Raw genomic sequence first — 18,570 nt, 5'->3', positions numbered from 1 at the left:
CTCTGCGATATCCGTCACTTCAGGTTCGTAACGGATTCAACGAGCAGGCATGGCAATCCCTCTACGTTTCACCTCCAAGTCAGGAGCGAACGGAACATTATTGCGATCTTGAGGAAATCAGGGCAAATCGAAGAAATATCTGGTGCTATTTGCCATGAAGGATGTAAATTGTGGGAAATTCCCTCGCTACTTCGCTCGATTCGGTAGATTTCAGGATTCTGAAAGAACTGTCCGAAGATGGGCGCGCCTCTGACGTCGCCGTGGGCGAACGCATAAATCTTTCCAGTAGTTCAGTAGCTCGCAGGCGCAAGATGATGGAAGATTCCGGCATCATCGGGGGCTATAATGTATCGGTGAACCTGAACGCTCTAGGCTTCAGCGGCGTGGTGCTCGTCGCCATTGAGCTGAATTCACAGGCCGAGAACGTGCTCAATGAGTTCGAGCAGGCGGTCGTAAAGTGCCCGTCAATGTCCTATTGCGGGTTCGTGTCGGGCGATACCGACTTCATCATCATGATCCACGTCACGTCGTTCAACGACTACGACACGATCTACCGGCAGGAACTTTCGATCCTGCCGCATGTGTCGAAGATCCGCAGCAGCTTCGTCCTGCGCGAAGTCGCGCGGCGAGCGAACCCGCCGACGATCTTCGACAAGCGGTAGAGGTCAGCCGCCGTTCGCAGCTGACTTCACTTTCTCGTACGGCACGAACTGGCCGAGCCCGACCGACCCCCGCTCGAAGCGCGCGGTAGTATCGTAAAGGCGAACGATATCGACGTTGCAAAGCTGCGAAAGCGAGGTTCGCGTCACCAGCGCGTCCCCCTTACGCAGGAACGACGCACCCGATGTGGGTCGATTGACGTAGATCTTCCTTCCGCTCGTTTCGTAGACGATCGCTGTGCCGTCTATGATCCGGCTGGATCGGATGTCCCGAAAGTTGATGCAGCTCACGGGTTTTCCGGCAACGCGACCTTCGATTTCCTTGGCCAGCTTGGCCTCGCCTTTTTCATTTGGCGCCGCCTGCGCCTGCACGCCTGCTGCCGTCAGCGCCGCCGACAGCATGATCGATGGAATGATACGCATGTCTATACCTCTCTAAACAGAGATTATGGGACTATATATAAGCTTGCCGCCCTGAATGCGCCATGACCGAGAGGCGAAAATCAGCGGCTTGGCGTTAGAAAAGCAATACGAAGTCGACGATCTTACCCCAGATCATGAAAGTTGGAATGTAGTGACAAACGAAACCATACTCCGCATAGGAGTTGTATGAGCACTGACCTTCCGCCCCCTGCCGGAGCCGCGTCCGATTGGACCATTCCGCAGGATTGGTCCCGCTACACGCCGGCAGAAAATGGGATGTGGGACAGGCTATTCGCGCGCCAATCCGCAATGCTGCCGGGGCGAGTCGCACCAGCTTTCCTTTATGGCCTGGACGTTTTGCGAATGGAGCGTCCGGGCATCCCTAATTTCGACGAGCTGTCCGAACGGTTGATGAAGAAGACGGGTTGGCAGGTGGTTGCGGTGCCGGGGCTCGTGCCGGACGAAGTGTTCTTCGATCATCTCGCCAATCGGCGTTTCGTGGCGGGGCGCTTCATCCGCACCCCCGACCAGATCGATTACCTGCAGGAACCCGACATTTTCCATGACGTGTTCGGCCATGTTCCCTTGCTCGCGCACCCTGCCTTTGCCGATTACATGCAGGCCTATGGCCAGGGCGGCCTTCGTAGCCTTGGCTTCGGTGCATTGCACAAGCTGGCGCGGCTGTATTGGTACACGGTGGAGTTCGGGCTGATCCGCGACGGCGGCGACCTGAAGCTTTACGGCGCGGGCATCGTCTCCTCCTATGGCGAATCGCGCTTCGCACTGGAGGATGCGTCTCCCAACCGGATCGGTTTCGACCTGATGCGGCTGATGCGGACTAACTATAAGATCGATGACTACCAACAGAGCTACTTCGTCATCGACAGTTTCGAGGAACTCCTCCGCATCACGATGGAAACCGACTTCGCCCCGCTCTACGAGGCTCTGAACGACGCAAGTGATCTCTCGCCCGACGCCATTATCGAGAGCGATGTCGTGCTTACACGCGGCACGCAGGCACATGCCCGGAACATGACGCGCGTTTGACCTTGCAGGTAAGGCGCGAGCAGCGCTAAGACCGCCCCAAATATAAAAGACGGCGTCGCTTCAGGGGCCTTTCGCAAGCATAGCTTACGGAAGTTAGGGAGATTTGCGGTGCGGGGGTTTCGAGTTTCTGTGGCGGCCGGGCTTATGTCGGCCGGGGCCGTGCTGGCGATGGCTATGCCGTTCGTGGCGAACGCACAGGCTGAAAAGCCAAGCCTGATGGACAGCTTCCGCATCGGCGGCAGCGGCAAGGGAGCGCTGTGCCAGGCGCAGAGCCGTAGCGGCGATCCGACCAGCAACAGCATGTTCGACCGCGCATGGACCGTGGCATGCCGCGATTCGGCACAGCCGGTTGGGCGGCTCTACGCACTGCGCCTGCCTGCTGGCGGGAGCGGCGATGCCCTGCTCGGCATGTTGGCGAAATCACGCGGAGCGGAACTCTCGTGCAGCGATGAAGGCGGTAAGACACTGGCCGACCTTGGCGCCGTGCTGGTGCGCAACTGTCGGATTGCCGGCAACGGCGCTGCCTACCGCATCACCCAAGTAAAGCGCGGCAAGACGACCTATATCGCACAGGGTTTCGCCAGCTACGCCAGCGCCCTCGACCTTGGCCTGCGTACCATCGTCGCCGACAAGATCGTGGCGGGCACTGTCGAGATCGCCACCCTTGGCGGAGAGGACATGACGGCCTTCGCCCGATTGCAGGCCGCAGGCCTCGATCCGCAGACAGTGCTTGCGGAAGGGTATCGCCGGAACAATTCGGGCAATTATGCCGAAGCCGCCGAGTTTTTCGACAGCCTGGAGGACCGTTTGGCAACGGCACCGGATGCCGCAAAGCTGACGGCGCAGGAACGCACCGGACTGGCGCATGAGTATCTGATCAATCGCGCGCTGCAGCTCTCCAATATGGGCGAATTCGCGCAGGCCGACGCATTGTTCGCGCAAGCGCGCAGGTTGCCGTCAGGCGGCCGTCTGCAACTGAGCCTGCGCCGCAATTTCGAGGCCATGCACCGGCTCAACCAGCGTGACTATGCAGGCGCGCTGATATTGCTCAACCAGCCGCTGGAGCAAGTACCGGAGGGCGTCATCGGCGATGCAGGCGGCGTTTCGCTGGGCGCGCAGGTCGTGGCCGAGATCAACAGCGGCATTCCCACTGGGCAAGCGCTGGGCACGGCGCAGGCGAACAAGCTGACGCCGCAGGAACGCGGCGCAATCATCGACGCGCAAACGCAGCAGCTTCGCGGCACCCTCCAGCGGCTGACCGGCAAGCCGGAGATGGCGCGGGCGACGCTTGATCAGGCGCTGAAAGCCGCGATGATGATCCGCGATGGGCGAGTGACCTCGATCACCCGTTTGCGCGCGCAATTGCTGGCGGAAATCGCGCTGACCTATGAAGCGCAAAAGAATTTCGGGCAGGCCGAGGCCCTCCTCAATCAGGCTGTCGATCTGCTCGCCGTGCAATATCCCGAGACAGTGGCGCTGAACGGTGCACGGGCGCGGTTGGGCTCGTTCCTCGTGCGGCGCGGGCGCACTGACGATGCGATCCCACTCTACCGGAAGATCATTGCGTCCACGACCGAGAACCGCAATGCGTTGACGGGCCTTTCCAATCAGTTGCAGCCCTGGTTCGCCCTGCTGGCGCAGCAGATCCCGACCCGGCCGGAACTGACCGCTGACCTTTTCCTCGCGACACAGACGCTTGTCCGGCCAGGTGCGGCCGACACGATGGAAGTGCTGACACGCGAGTTGTCGGCAGGCACCGGCGACGCGGCACGACTGTTCCGGCAGTCGGTGTCGCTGGCCCGCGATGTGGAGCGGGCGCGGATCACGCTGGCGCAACTTTCGCTAACAAAGTCGAGCGAGGAAGGTGTCGCAGCGCAGATCGCCGCGCAGCAGAAGGAAATCGCGACGCTCGGCGAGCAGCAGGCAACGACGCTCGCGGCATTGGCGGCCTATCCACAGTATCGCGCAGTCGCCAAGGATGTGCTGACTCTGGCCGACATGCAGGCGGCACTGAAACCCGGCGAAGCCTATGTGAAGATGGCGCAATTGGGCGACGCGCTCTACGCCGTGTGGATCGATCCGCAGGGTGCGACCGGCTATCGCATCGGCATCGGCGCTGCGGCGATGCGGGACAAGGTCACGTCTCTCCGCGAGACCATCTCCACCAGCGTGAATGGCGTCCAGGCGACGTATCCGCTGGACGTCGAACTGGCGCGCAGCCTCTATCTCGACCTGTTCGCGCCAGTCCAAGCGCGGCTGGCGGCGACCAGGCACCTGATCTTCGAGCCCGACGGCGCGATGCTGCAATTGCCGGCGAACCTGCTGATTGCGAGCCAGCCGGGCGTCGACGCCTATACGAGCCGGGTGGCCGCGAAGCCCGACAGCGAGTTCGACTTCCGCGGCATAGATTGGCTCGGACGGTCGCACAGCGTCAGCACCGCGCTCTCTGCACGCGCCTTCCGCGACGCCCGCAATGCGCCTGCTTCTGCGGCGGCGCGCGACTATATCGGCTTTGGAGAGAACGCGCCGGTTTCCGCGCTGCGCACAGCCGCATTGACGCGGAGCGCCACCGGCGAACCAGGGATCAACTGCAACTGGCCCGCTGCCGAGTGGAACCGCCCGATCCCGGCGACCGAGCTGCGCGAAGCGGCCAGGCAGATTGGCGGGCAGGGGTCGGAAGTGCTGACCGGCGCGGCCTTCACCGATGATGCGATCATGGCGCAGGGCAATCTCAACGATTTCCGCATCCTGCACTTCGCAACGCACGGGCTGGTGACGGCGCCGCGGGCGCAGTGCCCGGCACGCCCTGCCCTGCTTACCAGCTTCGGCAACAGCGCCAAATCGGACGGTTTGCTGCAATTCGGCGAGATATTCGACCTTAAGCTGGACGCGGACGTAGTGATCCTCTCTGCCTGCGACACGGCGGGCAAGGCGAGCCGGGAAGCGACCAAGGCTGCGGGCCTCAGCGGCGGCGGTGGTGCGTTGGACGGCCTGGTGCGCGCGTTCATCGGCGCAGGCGGACGTTCGGTGATCGCCAGCCACTGGCCCGCTCCGGAAGAGTTCAAGGCGACCGAGCGGCTGATCAACGGCCTGTTCTCCGCACCGCGCGGCGTCGGGATGGCCGAAGCGCTGCGTGAGGCGGAAGTCGTGCTGATGGATGATGCCGACACATCGCACCCCTTCTACTGGTCCGGCTTTGCGATCATCGGCGATGGCGCGCGTCCGCTGGCGGCTCCGGCGACCGTAGCGCAACGCTGAAGGCCGTGGCGGAGCGCCCCAGAGCATCCAGATCCTGGCTGAGGCGCGCCGCCCGCATCATCCAGGATGCGGGCCAATGGCGGCTGGTATCCACAGGCGTGGTGCTGTTGATCGCCCTGCTGTGCGCGCGCTTTAGCTGGGATTATGTGCCTGTCGTCGGCGATGCGGAGCGGGCGCTCTATGATGTGCGCATGACGGGCTTCGCACCGCGCGTGGATCAGGACCCGCGCATCGTGCTGGTGGTCTATAATGACCAGACGTTGATCGCGACCAAGAAACGTTCGCCACTCGACCGATCCACTTTGGCGAAAGCGTTGCGCACGCTCGACGCGCTGGGTCCCAAATCCATCGGCATCGATATCCTGATCGACCAGCCGCAGGATGAAGACCCGGACCTCATCGCGACGATGCGGGCGATGAAGACACGGACATGGCTCGGCTATGCCGAAGTCGCCGACAATGCCGAACAGATCATCTACGAACAGCAGCAATTTCTGGACGGCTTCGTAAAGCAAGTGCGGACGGACAGAATGAAACCCGCCAGCATCCGCCTGGAAGCGGATGCCGACAATGTGGCGCGCAGCTGGCCGGCGCAACTGGCTTCCCTGCCGCCGATATTGGTGCAGGCAATGGCCCCCTCCCCCGCCTTTGCCAAATATAAGGGCTCCATCCGCTATCGCCTGCCCGCCGATCCGGACCGGCCGGTGTTCGCGTCTTTCCCCATCGACCTGTTCACTGACCCCGCAGTCGGCGCGGCCTTCGCGGATCAGATCCGCGGCAGGCATGTGATGATCGGCGGAGACATCGTCGATAACGACCAGTTCGAGACGCCGATGTCCGCAACGACCGGCAAGTCGATGATCGGGCTGGAGGTTCACGCGAATATGCTGGCGCAGTCGCTTGATGGCGCAGCCCTGCCGCGCGTGCCGGGATGGCTCCTCTGGATCATCGCGTTGTTGGCGATCATGACTGCCGTGTTCACCAGCCTGGCAGAAATGCGGTGGTATTCGCTGGCGCCTTTTCTTATCGTGCAGGCCATATTATTCGGCGGCCTGCCATTCTGGTTCCAGCATGGCGGGTGGGATACACAGGGCGTGCCAGCCATCGGCTGGGGCATAGGCTGGGTGCTCGCCTTCGCGGCGGTGGGATCGGCGGCGCGCGCGGTCGGATCGCAGCAGCGGCGGTTCGCCCAGTCCGCGCTTGGCAAATATCTCCCCCGCGATATCGCCAACCAGATATTGGCCGAGCCCGAGAAGCTCGCATTGCATGGCGAGAAGCGCGCGATCTTCGTGGTGTTCACAGACCTTGAGGGCTTCACAAAGCTCAGCCACGCGATCGCGCCGGAAATGGTCGCGCAACTGCTGAACCGTTATCTCGACAGCCTGTCCGACGTGGTGTTGGCGCATGGCGGGACAATCGACAAATTCGTGGGCGACGCCGTGGTGGCCTTCTGGGGCGCGCCCATCTCGCGACCCGACGACGGCACCAACGCCGCCAAGGCCGCCTATGCGATGTGGCAGGCAGGCGAGGCCTTCCGCAAGGACGTTCCCGAAGGCGTGCCCCCGATCGGCAAGACGCGCGTGGGCCTGCATTACGGCGAGGCGATCGTCGGCAACTTCGGCGGTGAAGGCCGCATCCAGTACACGGCGCTGGGTGACAGCATGAACACTGCCGCGCGGCTGGAGGCAGCGAACAAATCCCTGCAAGCCAGCGTGATGGCCAGCCGCGAGGCGATGGAGCGCTCGGGGATGGACTGGTGGCGGCCAATGGGTCGCGTGATCCTGCGCGGGCGGGCAAAACCAGTCGAAATCTTCGAGCCCGCGCCGGATTTTCCCGCCAGTGACCGCGATCACTTAACCGCGATCCTGAGACGGTTAACAGAAGACAGGGAGGGCGCCCTGAAGGGTCTGATTGCGCTGGTCATGCGCCATCCCGAGGACACCGCTCTCGCCCATTTATTGTATCGTATCGAACAGACCGAAAATGGAGACGCATATGTTCTGGGGTAGGAAAAGTTCGCTGGGAGCTGCGATGGCGTTGGCGCTGAGCGCTGTCGCAGCCATGCCCGCCGTTGCCGAAACCATAGTGGTGCGCGCATCGGGTCCTTCGGCCAAGGGCTATCCTCCGGGCAAGAAGCTGGCGGACAGCGGCACTGTTTCACTCAAGGCTGGCGACGTAGTGACACTGCTGGACGGACGCGGCACCCGGACATTACGCGGACCCGGCACCTTCGGGCTGACGGCTGCGGCATCGTCGGGCACCGACAGCCGCAACACGCTCGCCTCGCTGCTGGAGACCAAGCGTGTGCGGCGGGCACGGACCGGGGCAGTTCGCGGCGGCATAAGCGAGGGCGCGCCAGCGCCCCGCAGTCCGAACCTCTGGTATGTCGACATCAGCCAGCCTTCGACTGCCTGCGTTCCCGATCCCGCCAATGTCCAGCTATGGCGTCCGGACATCGGTAGCGCCGTTACGCTCACCATCACTCCAGCAAAGGGCGGCCCAAGCGCTCCCGTCAGCTTCGCTGCGGGGGACGCCGTGGCGGGCTGGCCAGCGACCCTGCCCGTAACCGAAGGCGCGCAATACCGCTTGAGCTGGAGCGGTCTTGGCAAGCCTATCGACATCGGCTTCGCATTGATGAGCGGCGCAGCGGGCGGTCTGGAGACGATGGCCTCCACCCTGATCGCAAAGAAGTGCGAAGCGCAGTTGGCGCTGCTGACGGAGACGGTCGCGCTGCCCGATCCGGCACCTGACGCGCCCTGACCGAAGCGACGCCTGACAAGGATATATTTCTAGGTAATTGCCGCATGGCGATGCTTGTCAGCGTGGGGCCGGACTGTTAGGCCATCGCCCGACGAGCGCCGCCGGCAAAGAGCGGTGCCGATTCCCTTTACGGTCGCAAGAATAACAAGGCCAAGTCGGCACATCCGCCGCCTGGTCTTTCGTGTTTAGAGGCGATGTCCGACATCTGCGGCAGGGGGCCGCGTGCGGACAAGTGGGGGATCGTCATGGGTTTGAGAACAAGTGCAGAGCGGTCCGGGTCTTGCCTGCTGGCACTGATTGCGGCCTCTGCGCTGTCTCCTTTCGGCATAGTGTCCGGTGTTGCGATGGCGCAGGCAGTTCCGCCCCCGGCCCCCACAACCGGCGCGCCGACCCGCGAGGAAATCGAGCGCGGCACCACGCCGACGACACAGGCGCCCGGCCCCTCGCGCCTCACCGTGGAGGGCGGCGTCGAACGCGCGCCCTGCCCGCTCGCCGATCCGCGCTATGCCAAGGTGATGGTGACGTTCGCCGATGTGCGTTTCGACCATCTCTCTGCCGTGGACCCGGCCAGCCTGCGCGATAGCTGGGCGGAGTTTGCTGGACGCGAAGTGCCCATCGCCACGGTCTGCGAAATCCGCGACCGGGCTGCGACTGTCTTGCGTACGCGCGGTTATCTGGCCGCTGTGCAGGTGCCACCCCAGCGGATCGAGAAAGGCGGCACGGTCGTCCTCGACGTGCTGATGGCGAAGCTCGTGCGAGTCGAAATCCGCGGCAATGCGGGCAATGCCGAAAAAATGATCGCCGCGCACATGAATGCGCTGACCAGCCAGCCGGTCTTCAACGTGCAGGAGGCGGAGCGGCACCTTCTTTTGGCGCGTGACATGCCCGGCTTCGACGTGCGGCTGGCGCTGAAGCCTGCAGGCACCGGCGTTCCGGGCGAAGTGGTCGGCGAAGTACAAGTGACGCGGCGGCAGGTTCAGGTCGACGTCAACGTGCAGAATCTGGGCTCGCGGAGCGTCGGGCGCTTCGGCGCACTGGCCCGGCTTCAACTGAACGACATCACCGGAATGGCCGACAGCACGGTCTTCAGCATCTTCTCGACTGCGCAGACCAAGGAGCAGACCGTGCTTCAGGTCGGCCATAGCATGGGCCTTGGCAGCAACGGACTGCGGCTGGCGGGCGATTTCACTTATGCCTGGACCACGCCGGACATCGTCAATGGGACGCTGGAGTCCGAGACGCTGATCGCCAGCCTGTCGCTGAGTTACCCGCTGCTGCGGCGGCAATCGCGCAATCTGCTGGGTGCGGTTGGACTGGACGTGGTCGATCAGAAGGTCGAATTTTCCGGATTGCCCTTGAACCGCGACAAGCTGCGCGTGGTCTATGCGCGGCTGGACGCGGAAGCGACTGACACTGCCAGCCTGACCAGCACCATCGGCTATTCCGCCTCCGAGCCCAAATGGCGGATCGGCGGATCGCTGGAGGTCCGGCAGGGACTGGACGCCCTTGGCGCAAGCAAGCCCTGCGGCCCGCTCGGCATCGACTGCCGCGCGCCGCGCGTGCCACTGGGTCGTGTCGAGGGCGACCCCAGTGGATTTGCCGTGCGGCTGAGCGGCTATAGCGAATATCGCCCTGTGCCCAAGATCGCCTTCACCCTGTCCCCCCGCGCGCAATATTCGCCGGATGCGCTACTCTCCTATGAAGAAATGAGCGCGGGCAACTATACGGTCGGGCGCGGCTATGATCCCGGCGCGCTGATTGGCGACAGCGGCGTCGGCTTCGCCGCCGAAGTCCGCGTCGGCAGCGTCGTGCCGCGCAGTGTCAGTGACCTGTCGTTGCAGCCGTTCGGCTTCTTCGATGCGGCCTGGATCTGGAACAACGACAGGAGCTTCGACGGCATCAATCCGCAGCGGCTCTATTCGGCTGGCGGCGGCGTGCGCGGCGCATTCGGCAATCGCGCGCGCTTCGACCTGACGGTCGCGGTGCCGCTCAAGAAAACCACTTTCGAGACGGAGCGCAGCGATGTGCGCGTGCTGATGTCCGTCACTGCCCAGCTGCTGCCCTGGAGGCGATAATGCGCAAGATACCGCAAAAACTTCTCTGCACCTGTGCGATGGCCGTGGTGATGGGCACGGTAGCAGCCGTTTTGCCGCTGCAGGCGCAGGGCGGCTTTCAGGGCAACGTCACTTCGGCGATCGGGCTGAGCGGCAACAATCCGTTCATTTCCCGTGGAGAAACCAGTGACGTGATCGGCATCCGTGATACGGAGACGATCATCGACTGGCAGCCCTATGACAATGACATAAACAGTACTGCTCCGGTCGACTTCCTGCCGGATGGCAATGATGTCCGGTATGAGATCGGCATCTCGGCCACGATCAGCGACTACACGGTGCTCAACCGCATCAACCCCAGCAATACATCGCGGATCGTCACGCTCGATGGGCAGATTCGGAGTGTCCTGAACGACATCAACACGCCGGGCGGGTCGGTCTGGTTCTACACACCGGGCGGTTTTGCCATTGGCGCCAACGCCGTCATCAACGTCGGGAGCCTGGTCCTCACCAGCAACCCCATCACGACCACGGGCGGACTGTTCGACGCGAATGGCGCGATCCGTTTCCGGGGGCCTGCGAACAGCACATCGGCTGTGCAGGTCGGGACCGGCGCGCAGATCACTGCCGGTAACTACATCGCCCTCGTCGCGCCGCGTATCGAGCAAGGCGGCACCGTCTCCGTGAACGGGTCCGCGGCGTATATCGGTGCCGAGCAGGCGGATATCGTCATCAACGGCGGCCTGTTCGACATCAATATCCTGGCAGGCACCACCGATAGCAATGGCGTCGTCCATACCGGCAGCACGACCGGCCCCGCCTCCACTGCCGCCACGGACGTGCAGCGCATCGCCATGGTTGCCGTGCCGAAGAACAACGCGCTGACGATGTTGCTGTCCGGCGCCGTCGGCTATCCCGCCGCCGCTGCCCTGACGCAGGAGGGCAGCGCCATCATCCTGTCGGCGGGCTATAATCTAAACGCCGGAGACATAACGGATCCGGTCAACACCGTCGCCGCGAACATGACATTGGGCGGCGGTACGCTCTCATCCCGAACCTATGCTGAAGCGACGGGAACACTAGCCCTCGATCAGTCCGTCTCGCCAACGCTCACGTTCGGCAATTCGGCCGATCTGAAAGGCGGCGGCGACCTCTCGCTAGACGCCAGTGCAGGCAGTCTCATTCAGGTTCAAGGAGACCTCACTCTCGATACCTACAACCTGAACGGCCCCGGAACGATCAAACTGACGGCGCTCGGCGGGCCGAACCAGGTCGGCACCATCGATGTAACTGGCAATCTGACAGTCAATCTTTCCAACGAAGGGGTGAACGATCCGCTGAACGGCGGGAACGTCACGGGTGGCTCCTTGACGATGGAGAGCAACGGCGGCCTGATCCGCGCGCAATCGCTAATGGTCGATGCTACCAGCTATAGCGGCGTCGGGTCGAACAGCTCCGGCAATGCCACCGCCGGCAGCGTCGACCTGACGGTATCTGATGGCGGCATATTGCAATTCGCCACGACCGCTATCGATGCTTCGGCGGCCGTGAACCGGGACGCCAGCACATCGCCCGTCAACGGAGGCAATGCGACCGGCGGCTCGATCACCTTTACCGGCAACGGCGGAACCTTGGATCTGGGCGTCGTCACGGCCAAGGCGCAGGCCAGTGCCGGAACCTCGACCAGCGGCATCGCGGGAGATGCCACGAGCGGCAACATCGTCGTCGATCTGACCAGCGGCACCCATAACTGGACGAGCTTCAACGGCGACATAACCGCCGCTAACGGCTTTTCGGTCACTGGCCTTGGCACATCGGGCGCGACAGGTCCCGGCCTCGGCGCTCATCGCATTCTGATAGACGTGTCGGGATCGGCCACGCTGAACCTCTCGCAGTCGATTTCACTCTATGCCGAAGCATACAGCTTTGGCGGCAGCAGCGCGGCGGGAACCGTGCGGGGCGGGACAATCGGCGTGCAGGCCCGCGATGGCGGCACCCTGAATATCACCCGCGATCTGTTCGCCACCGCCAATGTCTTTTCCAACAACTTCAGCCTGAGCGGCGACGTCACCGGCGATATGCTCGGCGGCAATATCTCGGTAGGCGCATTGGGCGGCACGTTCAGGGCAGCGGGTCTCAATCTTTCCGCCTCCGCCGTTGCCGGGCAGGCCGGGATCACCGCCGGTTCGGCGACCGGAGGCTCCATCACTTTGGCCGCGACGCGCCCAGACGGCCTGCGCGGGAACCTGTCGCTCACGGACTGCGCGACTTTCGGCTGCGCCTTGAATGTGTTCGCGGCGGGTGCGCAGGGCGCCAACGGTTCCAGCGGAACCGGCGGCACTATTCTCGCCTACACCAGCGACGCCGACATGGCGATCGGCGCACTCTCGTTGTCGGCAGAAGGGCAAGGCGGCGCGGCCCGTCAAGCCTTCGGGCAAACCGGAACGGGTGGCGAAGGCATTGGCGGCACCATCACCATCGAGAGCCGCCGCGGCACGTTGAACAACGGCACCCTGACCTTGGGACAGCTATTCGCCAACGCGTCCGGCACGCCCCAGATCCTGGGCGAATATTATAATTTCAATCCGGGCGATGCAGGAGCCGGCTCCGGCGGCACCGTAACGCTGGGGCTCGACGGCGGCACTTTCAGCGCGTCGGATGTGGAGCTGACAGCCAATGGCTTTGGAGCGGCGGCGGACGAGAATTGCCTCGACTGCACGGGCGGCGGCACCAATCCCTTCCGGGCAGGAACGGGCGCGGGCGGCGCCGTAACGATGCGGCTGGCAGGCGCGAACGCGACGCTGGGTTCCTTGACTTTGAGCGCTAACGGAACGGGCGGCGAAGCACAGGGCGCCTATTCGCCTGACAGCATTGGCGCCATTGCCGGGATCGGGCGCGGCGGCACGGCAAGCCTTGAGGCAGTGTCCGGCCAGCTTACCGTCGGCACTCTTACGATCAATGCCAATGGCCTCGGCGGCACTGGCAGCCAGGTCTTCGACGGCAACGCTGCAGACGGCGGTTCGGGCGTCGGCGGCACGGCGCAGTTCGTCATGGAAGCTGGCACCACGGCCATAGTGAACGCCACCAATCTCACCCTGTCGGCGGCAGGCACCGGCGGTCTGGGCGGATCGGCGATTGCCGACGGGCTGCCTGCTGCCTACCGCGCAGGCACTGGCGGGGACGGCACGGGCGGCACAGTCGATTTCCAGCTGGCGGGCGGCACATTGAACACGCCCACCATCTTCCTTTCTGCGAACGGCGAAGGCGGGAACGGCGGCGAAAATGAAACGGACGGTGCAGGCGCTTCCGGGGGCGCGGGCATCGGTGGATCGGCCCGCCTGGCCTTCCAGAGCGAAGGGCACAATCTTGTGGATCTGACGCTCTCCGCTGCAGGCCGGGGTGGACAGGCGGGCACGACGCTCAGGATCGTGGGGTTCGATCAGAATGACGAGCCTATCTACGATTATGGCATCGGCGCAGGCGGCAATGGCGGCTCCGGCACTGGAGGGCTCGCCTCCTTGGCCATCGATGTCGATCCCGTCTTTGCCAACCTGACCCTGGATGCAAGCGGCGCCGGACGGGATGGCGGGACCGGATCGACCGGCGGTGCTGGCGGTGCGGGCACCGGCGGCATCAATGGCATGGGCGCCAATCTGGCGGTCAACTTCGGCACGCTGACCGTGGCCAATACCCTCACCATAACCGCAGGCGCGTTGGGCGGCGACGGCGGCATGGGGCTAACCGGCGTCGGCGGCGATGGCGGAATCGGCACCGGCGGCGAGGCTGGTATGATCGTTTCAGGCGGATCGACTCTGGTTCAGACGAACATGCTCGATATCTACGCAGGAAGCCTTGGCGGCGACGGCGGCGCAAGCGGAACGATGAGTGGCGCCGGGCTTGCGGGCGCCAGCGGCGGAATGGCGATCGGTGGAGCCGCAGGCATCCTCGTTGCCGACAACGCAACGCTGGAACTGGGACAAACGACGCAGATCAGCGCCGCGACCATTGGCGGCACCGGCTTTTCCGGCACCAGCAGCGCGGTGCCCGGCACCGGCGGCAGGAGCGGCGCGGGAGGCGACGCGACGGGAGGCACTGCCCGTTTCGTGGTACAGAATGCCACCGTCACCAGCGGCACGGGCAGCACTCTCGCTATCGACGCATCGGCAGCGGCGGGATCGGCGTTCGGCGTCTCCGATGGCGGACAGGGCGGCCCCGGCGGCAGCGCCACGGGCGGCATCGCACAGATCGAAGCGGCGGGCAGCGCCGTTGCCCTCAACACCGTCTTACTCTCTGCCAATGCACTAGGCGGGACCAGCATCAACGGCGCGGCTATCGGCAATGTCGGCGGCAATGCGACTGGCGGCAACGCAGCGGTCAATGTAAGTGGCGGCGGCATCGTTGCACAGCTCGACGCACTCGCCCTCAGCGCATCGGCGCTTGGCGGCAGCGGCGGCGCTTCGAGCGGCGCAGGCGTTGCAGGCGCAAATGGCGGAGCGGCCACAGGCGGACGTGTCCGGTTCGGCGGCAGCGGCAACAGCCAGACCGTGCTGGCCCCCTCCATCACTCTGATCGCCAATGCGACAGGCGGTGCGGGTGGAGCAGGCGCTACGGGTGGCACGGGCGGCAACGGCGGTATAGGACTGGGCGGCACCGCGCAGTTCGCCATCGACTCCGCACAGGCCCGATCTTCAGGCTCGGGCACCTACTCGCTCTCCGCGCATGGCACTGGCGGCAATGGCGGAGCAGGCGGCGATGGCACCGGCGGCCTCGCCAACTTCGAAGCCCTGAACGCCGATTTCGATCTACCGGCAATGCAACTCTTCGCCAATGGCAGCGCGGGCGATGGCGGGCTTGGCGGGATCAGCGGCAACGGCACTATCCCGGTCGCCTCCGGACGGAACGGCTTCGCCACGGGCGGCATCGCCCAGGCATCGAATGGCGGCGGCGGATCGCTCGCCAGTGGTGGACTGCGCCGCCTCGCCGGACTTATCATGGAAGCGAACGGCCAGTTTCAAACTGCGAACGGCTTCGCCCTCGGCACTACGGCCGGCCGCATCACTATTACCGACACGTCCATCACGGCTGGCGGCGGGCTGATCATCAACGGCACGCTGAACGCGGATGCTCTTGGCAGCCCATCCTGCAACTGCTCGGGCATCTTCGTCAACGCCAGCGGCAACCCGATCCAGAGCAGCGATGCTTTCCTGTCCAGCGACGCGCCGATTTCCTTTGCCTTCAACGGCGGCGGGTCGTTCCGCGCCACCAACACGCTGGACGTACAAAGCCGCGGCACGATCACGGTCATGCACAGCAATCCGGTTGCCACCGGCGACAGCCTGTTCGGCAGCACCGTCGCCTTGAATGCGGCAGGCGATGTGCTGAGCGCCGCAGGCACGACCCTGCGCGCCGCCAATGCGATGACGATCACCAGCGGGAACGGATCGGTCGCACTTGCCCAGGCCATTGCGGACACCGGCCTCAACGTGCTTGCGACTACCGGCACGGCAAGCGTCAGCGGACAGGCCGTTGCGCAGACCATCAAGATATCCTCGGCCGACATCGTGATCGGCAGCGGCGCGCGGCTGGGCGCGCAGGGTACGACGCGCAACATCACGCTGAGCGGATCCTTCGGCCAGCAGGGCCGAAACTATATCGGCGGTGGCGATCAGGCAGGTGCCTACAGCCTCTCGGGCGATGAGATGACGCGCCTGTTCGCGCAAGACATATTGATCGCTCTGGCGGCGCAATCCACTATCGGCAGCTTCACATTGACGTCGGGCACGAATGGCAATCTTGGGCCGAACGGCACGTTGACCGTGCAGTCGCAAGGGCGGATGGAAGTCGTCGGCGCGATCAGGTTGACAGGGCTTGGAACGACCGGTGGTCTTACGCTGAGTGCAGGCAATGGCATGGACGTGTTCACGGATACGGCCTCCATCGACCTGCGTGGCGCAGGCACGACCCTTGGCGGAGTCCTGACCCTGGACGCTCCGAGCGTCGCGGTTGCGACCAGATCCGCGATCACCGACATCACTGGCTTCATTCCGGTGGACACGCGTAACGAGCGGCTCAGCCGGAATGACGGCAATGTGAGCGATGAAGGGTTCCTGCGCGCCGGGGCGATCGCCATCAACGGAATCGGCGTCTATATTCAGAACAGTGGCGCAGGAACGGAGCTTGCCGACCGGCGCGGCTTCACGACGAACCGCCTGACACTGACGGGTGGCGGGCCGGATACGGAAATCGTCATCAACGGCCGTCTCGTGAACAATGCGGGGGGCTTCATCACGGGCGCCGAAGCAATCCGGCTGGTGTCGATCAACGGCGTTCCAGGCGGTCGAACTGGCGATTTCAGCGACCGCTCGACGGTCAATGGCTGCCTGATCCTTGCCGTAGCGAATTGCACCATCGTGCCGCCCGTGATCCCGGAAATTCCGCCGGTCATGGCTGACAACCGCGACGCGATCGAGCGCATCCTCGATCCGGCCATCGCTGTGAAGCAGATCTTCCCGGTCGCCATCGTGGAACTGCGCGACTTCGTGGCGGAGGGTTATCCGCCGCTGATCGACGAGCCCGTGACCGGCGCGGGGAACGAGGACCTGTGGGACAGCGATTGCAGCGTCAGTGGCAATGAAGGCTGCGGTGATCCCGTCGCGCAATGATCGATTTCTCAGTAGGGGGATAATTTATGACGAAGGCTTCGGACCTTTTCATTCAGTGCCTTGAGGAAGAGGGCTGCGAATATATCTTCGGCGTCCCCGGCGAGGAAAACCTCGACATGCTCGACAGTCTGAGCCGGTCGAAAACGATCAAGCTGATCCTCACCCGGCACGAGCAGGGCGCTGGGTTCATGGCCGCGACCTATGGGCGGCACACCGGCAAGACCGGGGTGTGCATGGCGACACTGGGACCCGGCGCGACCAACCTGGTGACGGCCGCCGCCTATGCGCAGCTGGGCGGCATGCCGATCCTGATGGTGACGGGCCAGAAGCCGATCAAGAAGAGCAAGCAGGGCCGTTTCCAGATCCTGGATGTCGTGTCGATGATGGGGCCGATCACCAAATATACCCACCAACTGGCGAGCGCGGACAATATCCCCAGCCGCGTCCGCGAAGCCTTCCGTCTGGCCGAAGAAGAGAAGCCCGGGGCGACGCATCTGGAGTTCCCGGAAGACGTCGCGGACGAGCACACGGACTCGCGCCCGATCAAGCCGAGCCTCGCCCGGCGCCCCTCCGCCGATCCGAAGGCGGTGCGCGCGGCGGTGCAGATGCTGGAAAAAGCCAAGTCCCCCATCCTCGTGATAGGCGCAGGCGCGAACCGGAAAATGACCGGGAGGATGCTGCTCCAGTTCGTGGAGAAGACCGGCATCCCTTTCCTTACGACGCAGTTGGGCAAAGGCGTGATCGATGAGACGCACCCCAAATTCCTCGGCTGCGCCGCGCTTTCCGCGGGCGATTTCGTGCATCGGGCGATCGGCGCGGCGGACCTGATCGTCAATATCGGCTATGACGTCATCGAAAAACCGCCCTTCTTCATGAAAAACGAAGGTGGTTGCCCCGTCATCCATGTCTCGACGCGCTTCGCGGAAGTCGATCCGGTCTACTTCCCACAGGTCGAAGTAATCGGCGACATCGCCAACGCCATCTGGCAGATGAAGGAAGACATCGTGCCTAAGGGCTGGGCCTGCGAAAAGATGCTGGACTATCGCAAGGCGGAAGTGGCGCATACCGCCAGTCTCGACGGCGATGATCGTTTCCCGATCTTCCCGCCCTATCTCGTGCGCAAGGTGCGGGAGGCGATGCCGAACGACGGGATCATCTGCCTCGACAATGGCGTCTACAAGATCTGGTTCGCGCGCAACTATCCCGCGCGCCAACAAAATACCGTATTGCTGGACAATGCGCTGGCGACGATGGGTGCGGGCCTGCCCTCCGCCATGGCGAGCGCCATGGTCTATCCCGACCGCAAGGTGATGGCGATCTGCGGTGATGGCGGCTTCATGATGAACAGTCAGGAGATGGAAACCGCGGTCCGTCTGGGCCTCAACATCACCGTCCTGATCCTGAACGACGGCAGCTACGGCATGATCCGCTGGAAGCAGGCAAACATGGGTTTCGAGGACTTCGGACTGACGTATGGCAACCCGGATTTCGTGAAGTATGCAGAAGCGTATGGCGCGCATGGCCACCGGGTTGAAAGCTCGGCTCATCTTGCCGATATCCTGAAGCACACCCTGGACACGCCGGGCGTTCACCTCATCGACTGCCCGGTCGATTACGCCGACAACGATCAGATCCTGAACAAGGATATCAAGGAACTGAGCGCGGCGCTCTGAATTAGCCTACTGGCCTTATCCCCGATGGGCCAAG

Annotated in this window: 9 protein-coding genes; 8 read left to right on the top strand and 1 reads right to left on the bottom strand. The window is 63.8% G+C overall.

From position 1 onward, the window contains the following. The first annotated feature begins 170 nt into the window (after positions 1-170). On the top strand, positions 171-662 hold the full coding sequence (locus tag QHC67_RS11805; protein ID WP_319294551.1) for an Lrp/AsnC family transcriptional regulator: 492 nt from the start codon (positions 171-173) through the stop codon (positions 660-662). Positions 663-665: 3 nt separating this feature from the next. Here QHC67_RS11805 and QHC67_RS11800 read toward each other — a convergent pair whose 3' ends face one another. After that, positions 666-1,082 (bottom strand): hypothetical protein, encoded by a 417-nt coding sequence (locus QHC67_RS11800; RefSeq protein ID WP_319294549.1) that lies wholly within the window; start codon positions 1,080-1,082, stop codon positions 666-668. A 186-nt stretch (positions 1,083-1,268) separates the two neighbouring features. On the opposite strand from QHC67_RS11800, the gene phhA reads away from it, so the two are divergent. The 7 genes from phhA (at position 1,269) to QHC67_RS11765 (ending at position 18,536) form a co-directional block, all read left to right on the top strand. Continuing rightward, a complete protein-coding gene (phhA, locus tag QHC67_RS11795) occupies positions 1,269-2,129 on the top strand; it encodes a phenylalanine 4-monooxygenase (RefSeq protein WP_319294547.1) in 861 nt (286 codons plus the stop codon). 144 nt (positions 2,130-2,273) lie between these two features. Then, complete coding sequence (locus QHC67_RS11790) at positions 2,274-5,387, top strand: CHAT domain-containing protein (RefSeq protein ID WP_319294546.1); 3,114 nt, start codon at positions 2,274-2,276, stop codon at positions 5,385-5,387. A gap of 5 nt (positions 5,388-5,392) precedes the next feature. After that, complete coding sequence (locus QHC67_RS11785) at positions 5,393-7,396, top strand: adenylate/guanylate cyclase domain-containing protein (protein ID WP_319294544.1); 2,004 nt, start codon at positions 5,393-5,395, stop codon at positions 7,394-7,396. Between the two features lie 22 nt (positions 7,397-7,418). Beyond that, positions 7,419-8,147 carry a hypothetical protein gene (locus QHC67_RS11780; protein WP_319294542.1) on the top strand — a complete coding sequence of 243 codons (729 nt, stop codon included), beginning with the start codon at positions 7,419-7,421 and terminating at the stop codon, positions 8,145-8,147. 245 nt (positions 8,148-8,392) lie between these two features. Then, entirely contained in the window at positions 8,393-10,222 is a 1,830-nt protein-coding gene (locus QHC67_RS11775; protein WP_319294540.1) for a ShlB/FhaC/HecB family hemolysin secretion/activation protein, read from the top strand. Continuing rightward, positions 10,222-16,863: a histidine kinase gene (locus tag QHC67_RS11770; RefSeq protein WP_319294538.1), complete on the top strand. Its 6,642-nt coding sequence runs from the start codon at positions 10,222-10,224 to the stop codon at positions 16,861-16,863. Before QHC67_RS11775 ends, QHC67_RS11770 begins: the two co-directional genes overlap by 1 nt. A gap of 26 nt (positions 16,864-16,889) precedes the next feature. Then, positions 16,890-18,536, top strand: coding sequence for an acetolactate synthase large subunit (locus tag QHC67_RS11765; protein WP_319294537.1), 1,647 nt, complete (start codon positions 16,890-16,892; stop codon positions 18,534-18,536). Positions 18,537-18,570 lie beyond the last annotated feature (34 nt).

This window comes from Sphingobium sp., assembly GCF_033795625.1.
Taxonomy (GTDB): Bacteria; Pseudomonadota; Alphaproteobacteria; order Sphingomonadales; family Sphingomonadaceae; genus Sphingobium.
This window is presented reverse-complemented; position numbering and strand designations above follow the sequence as displayed.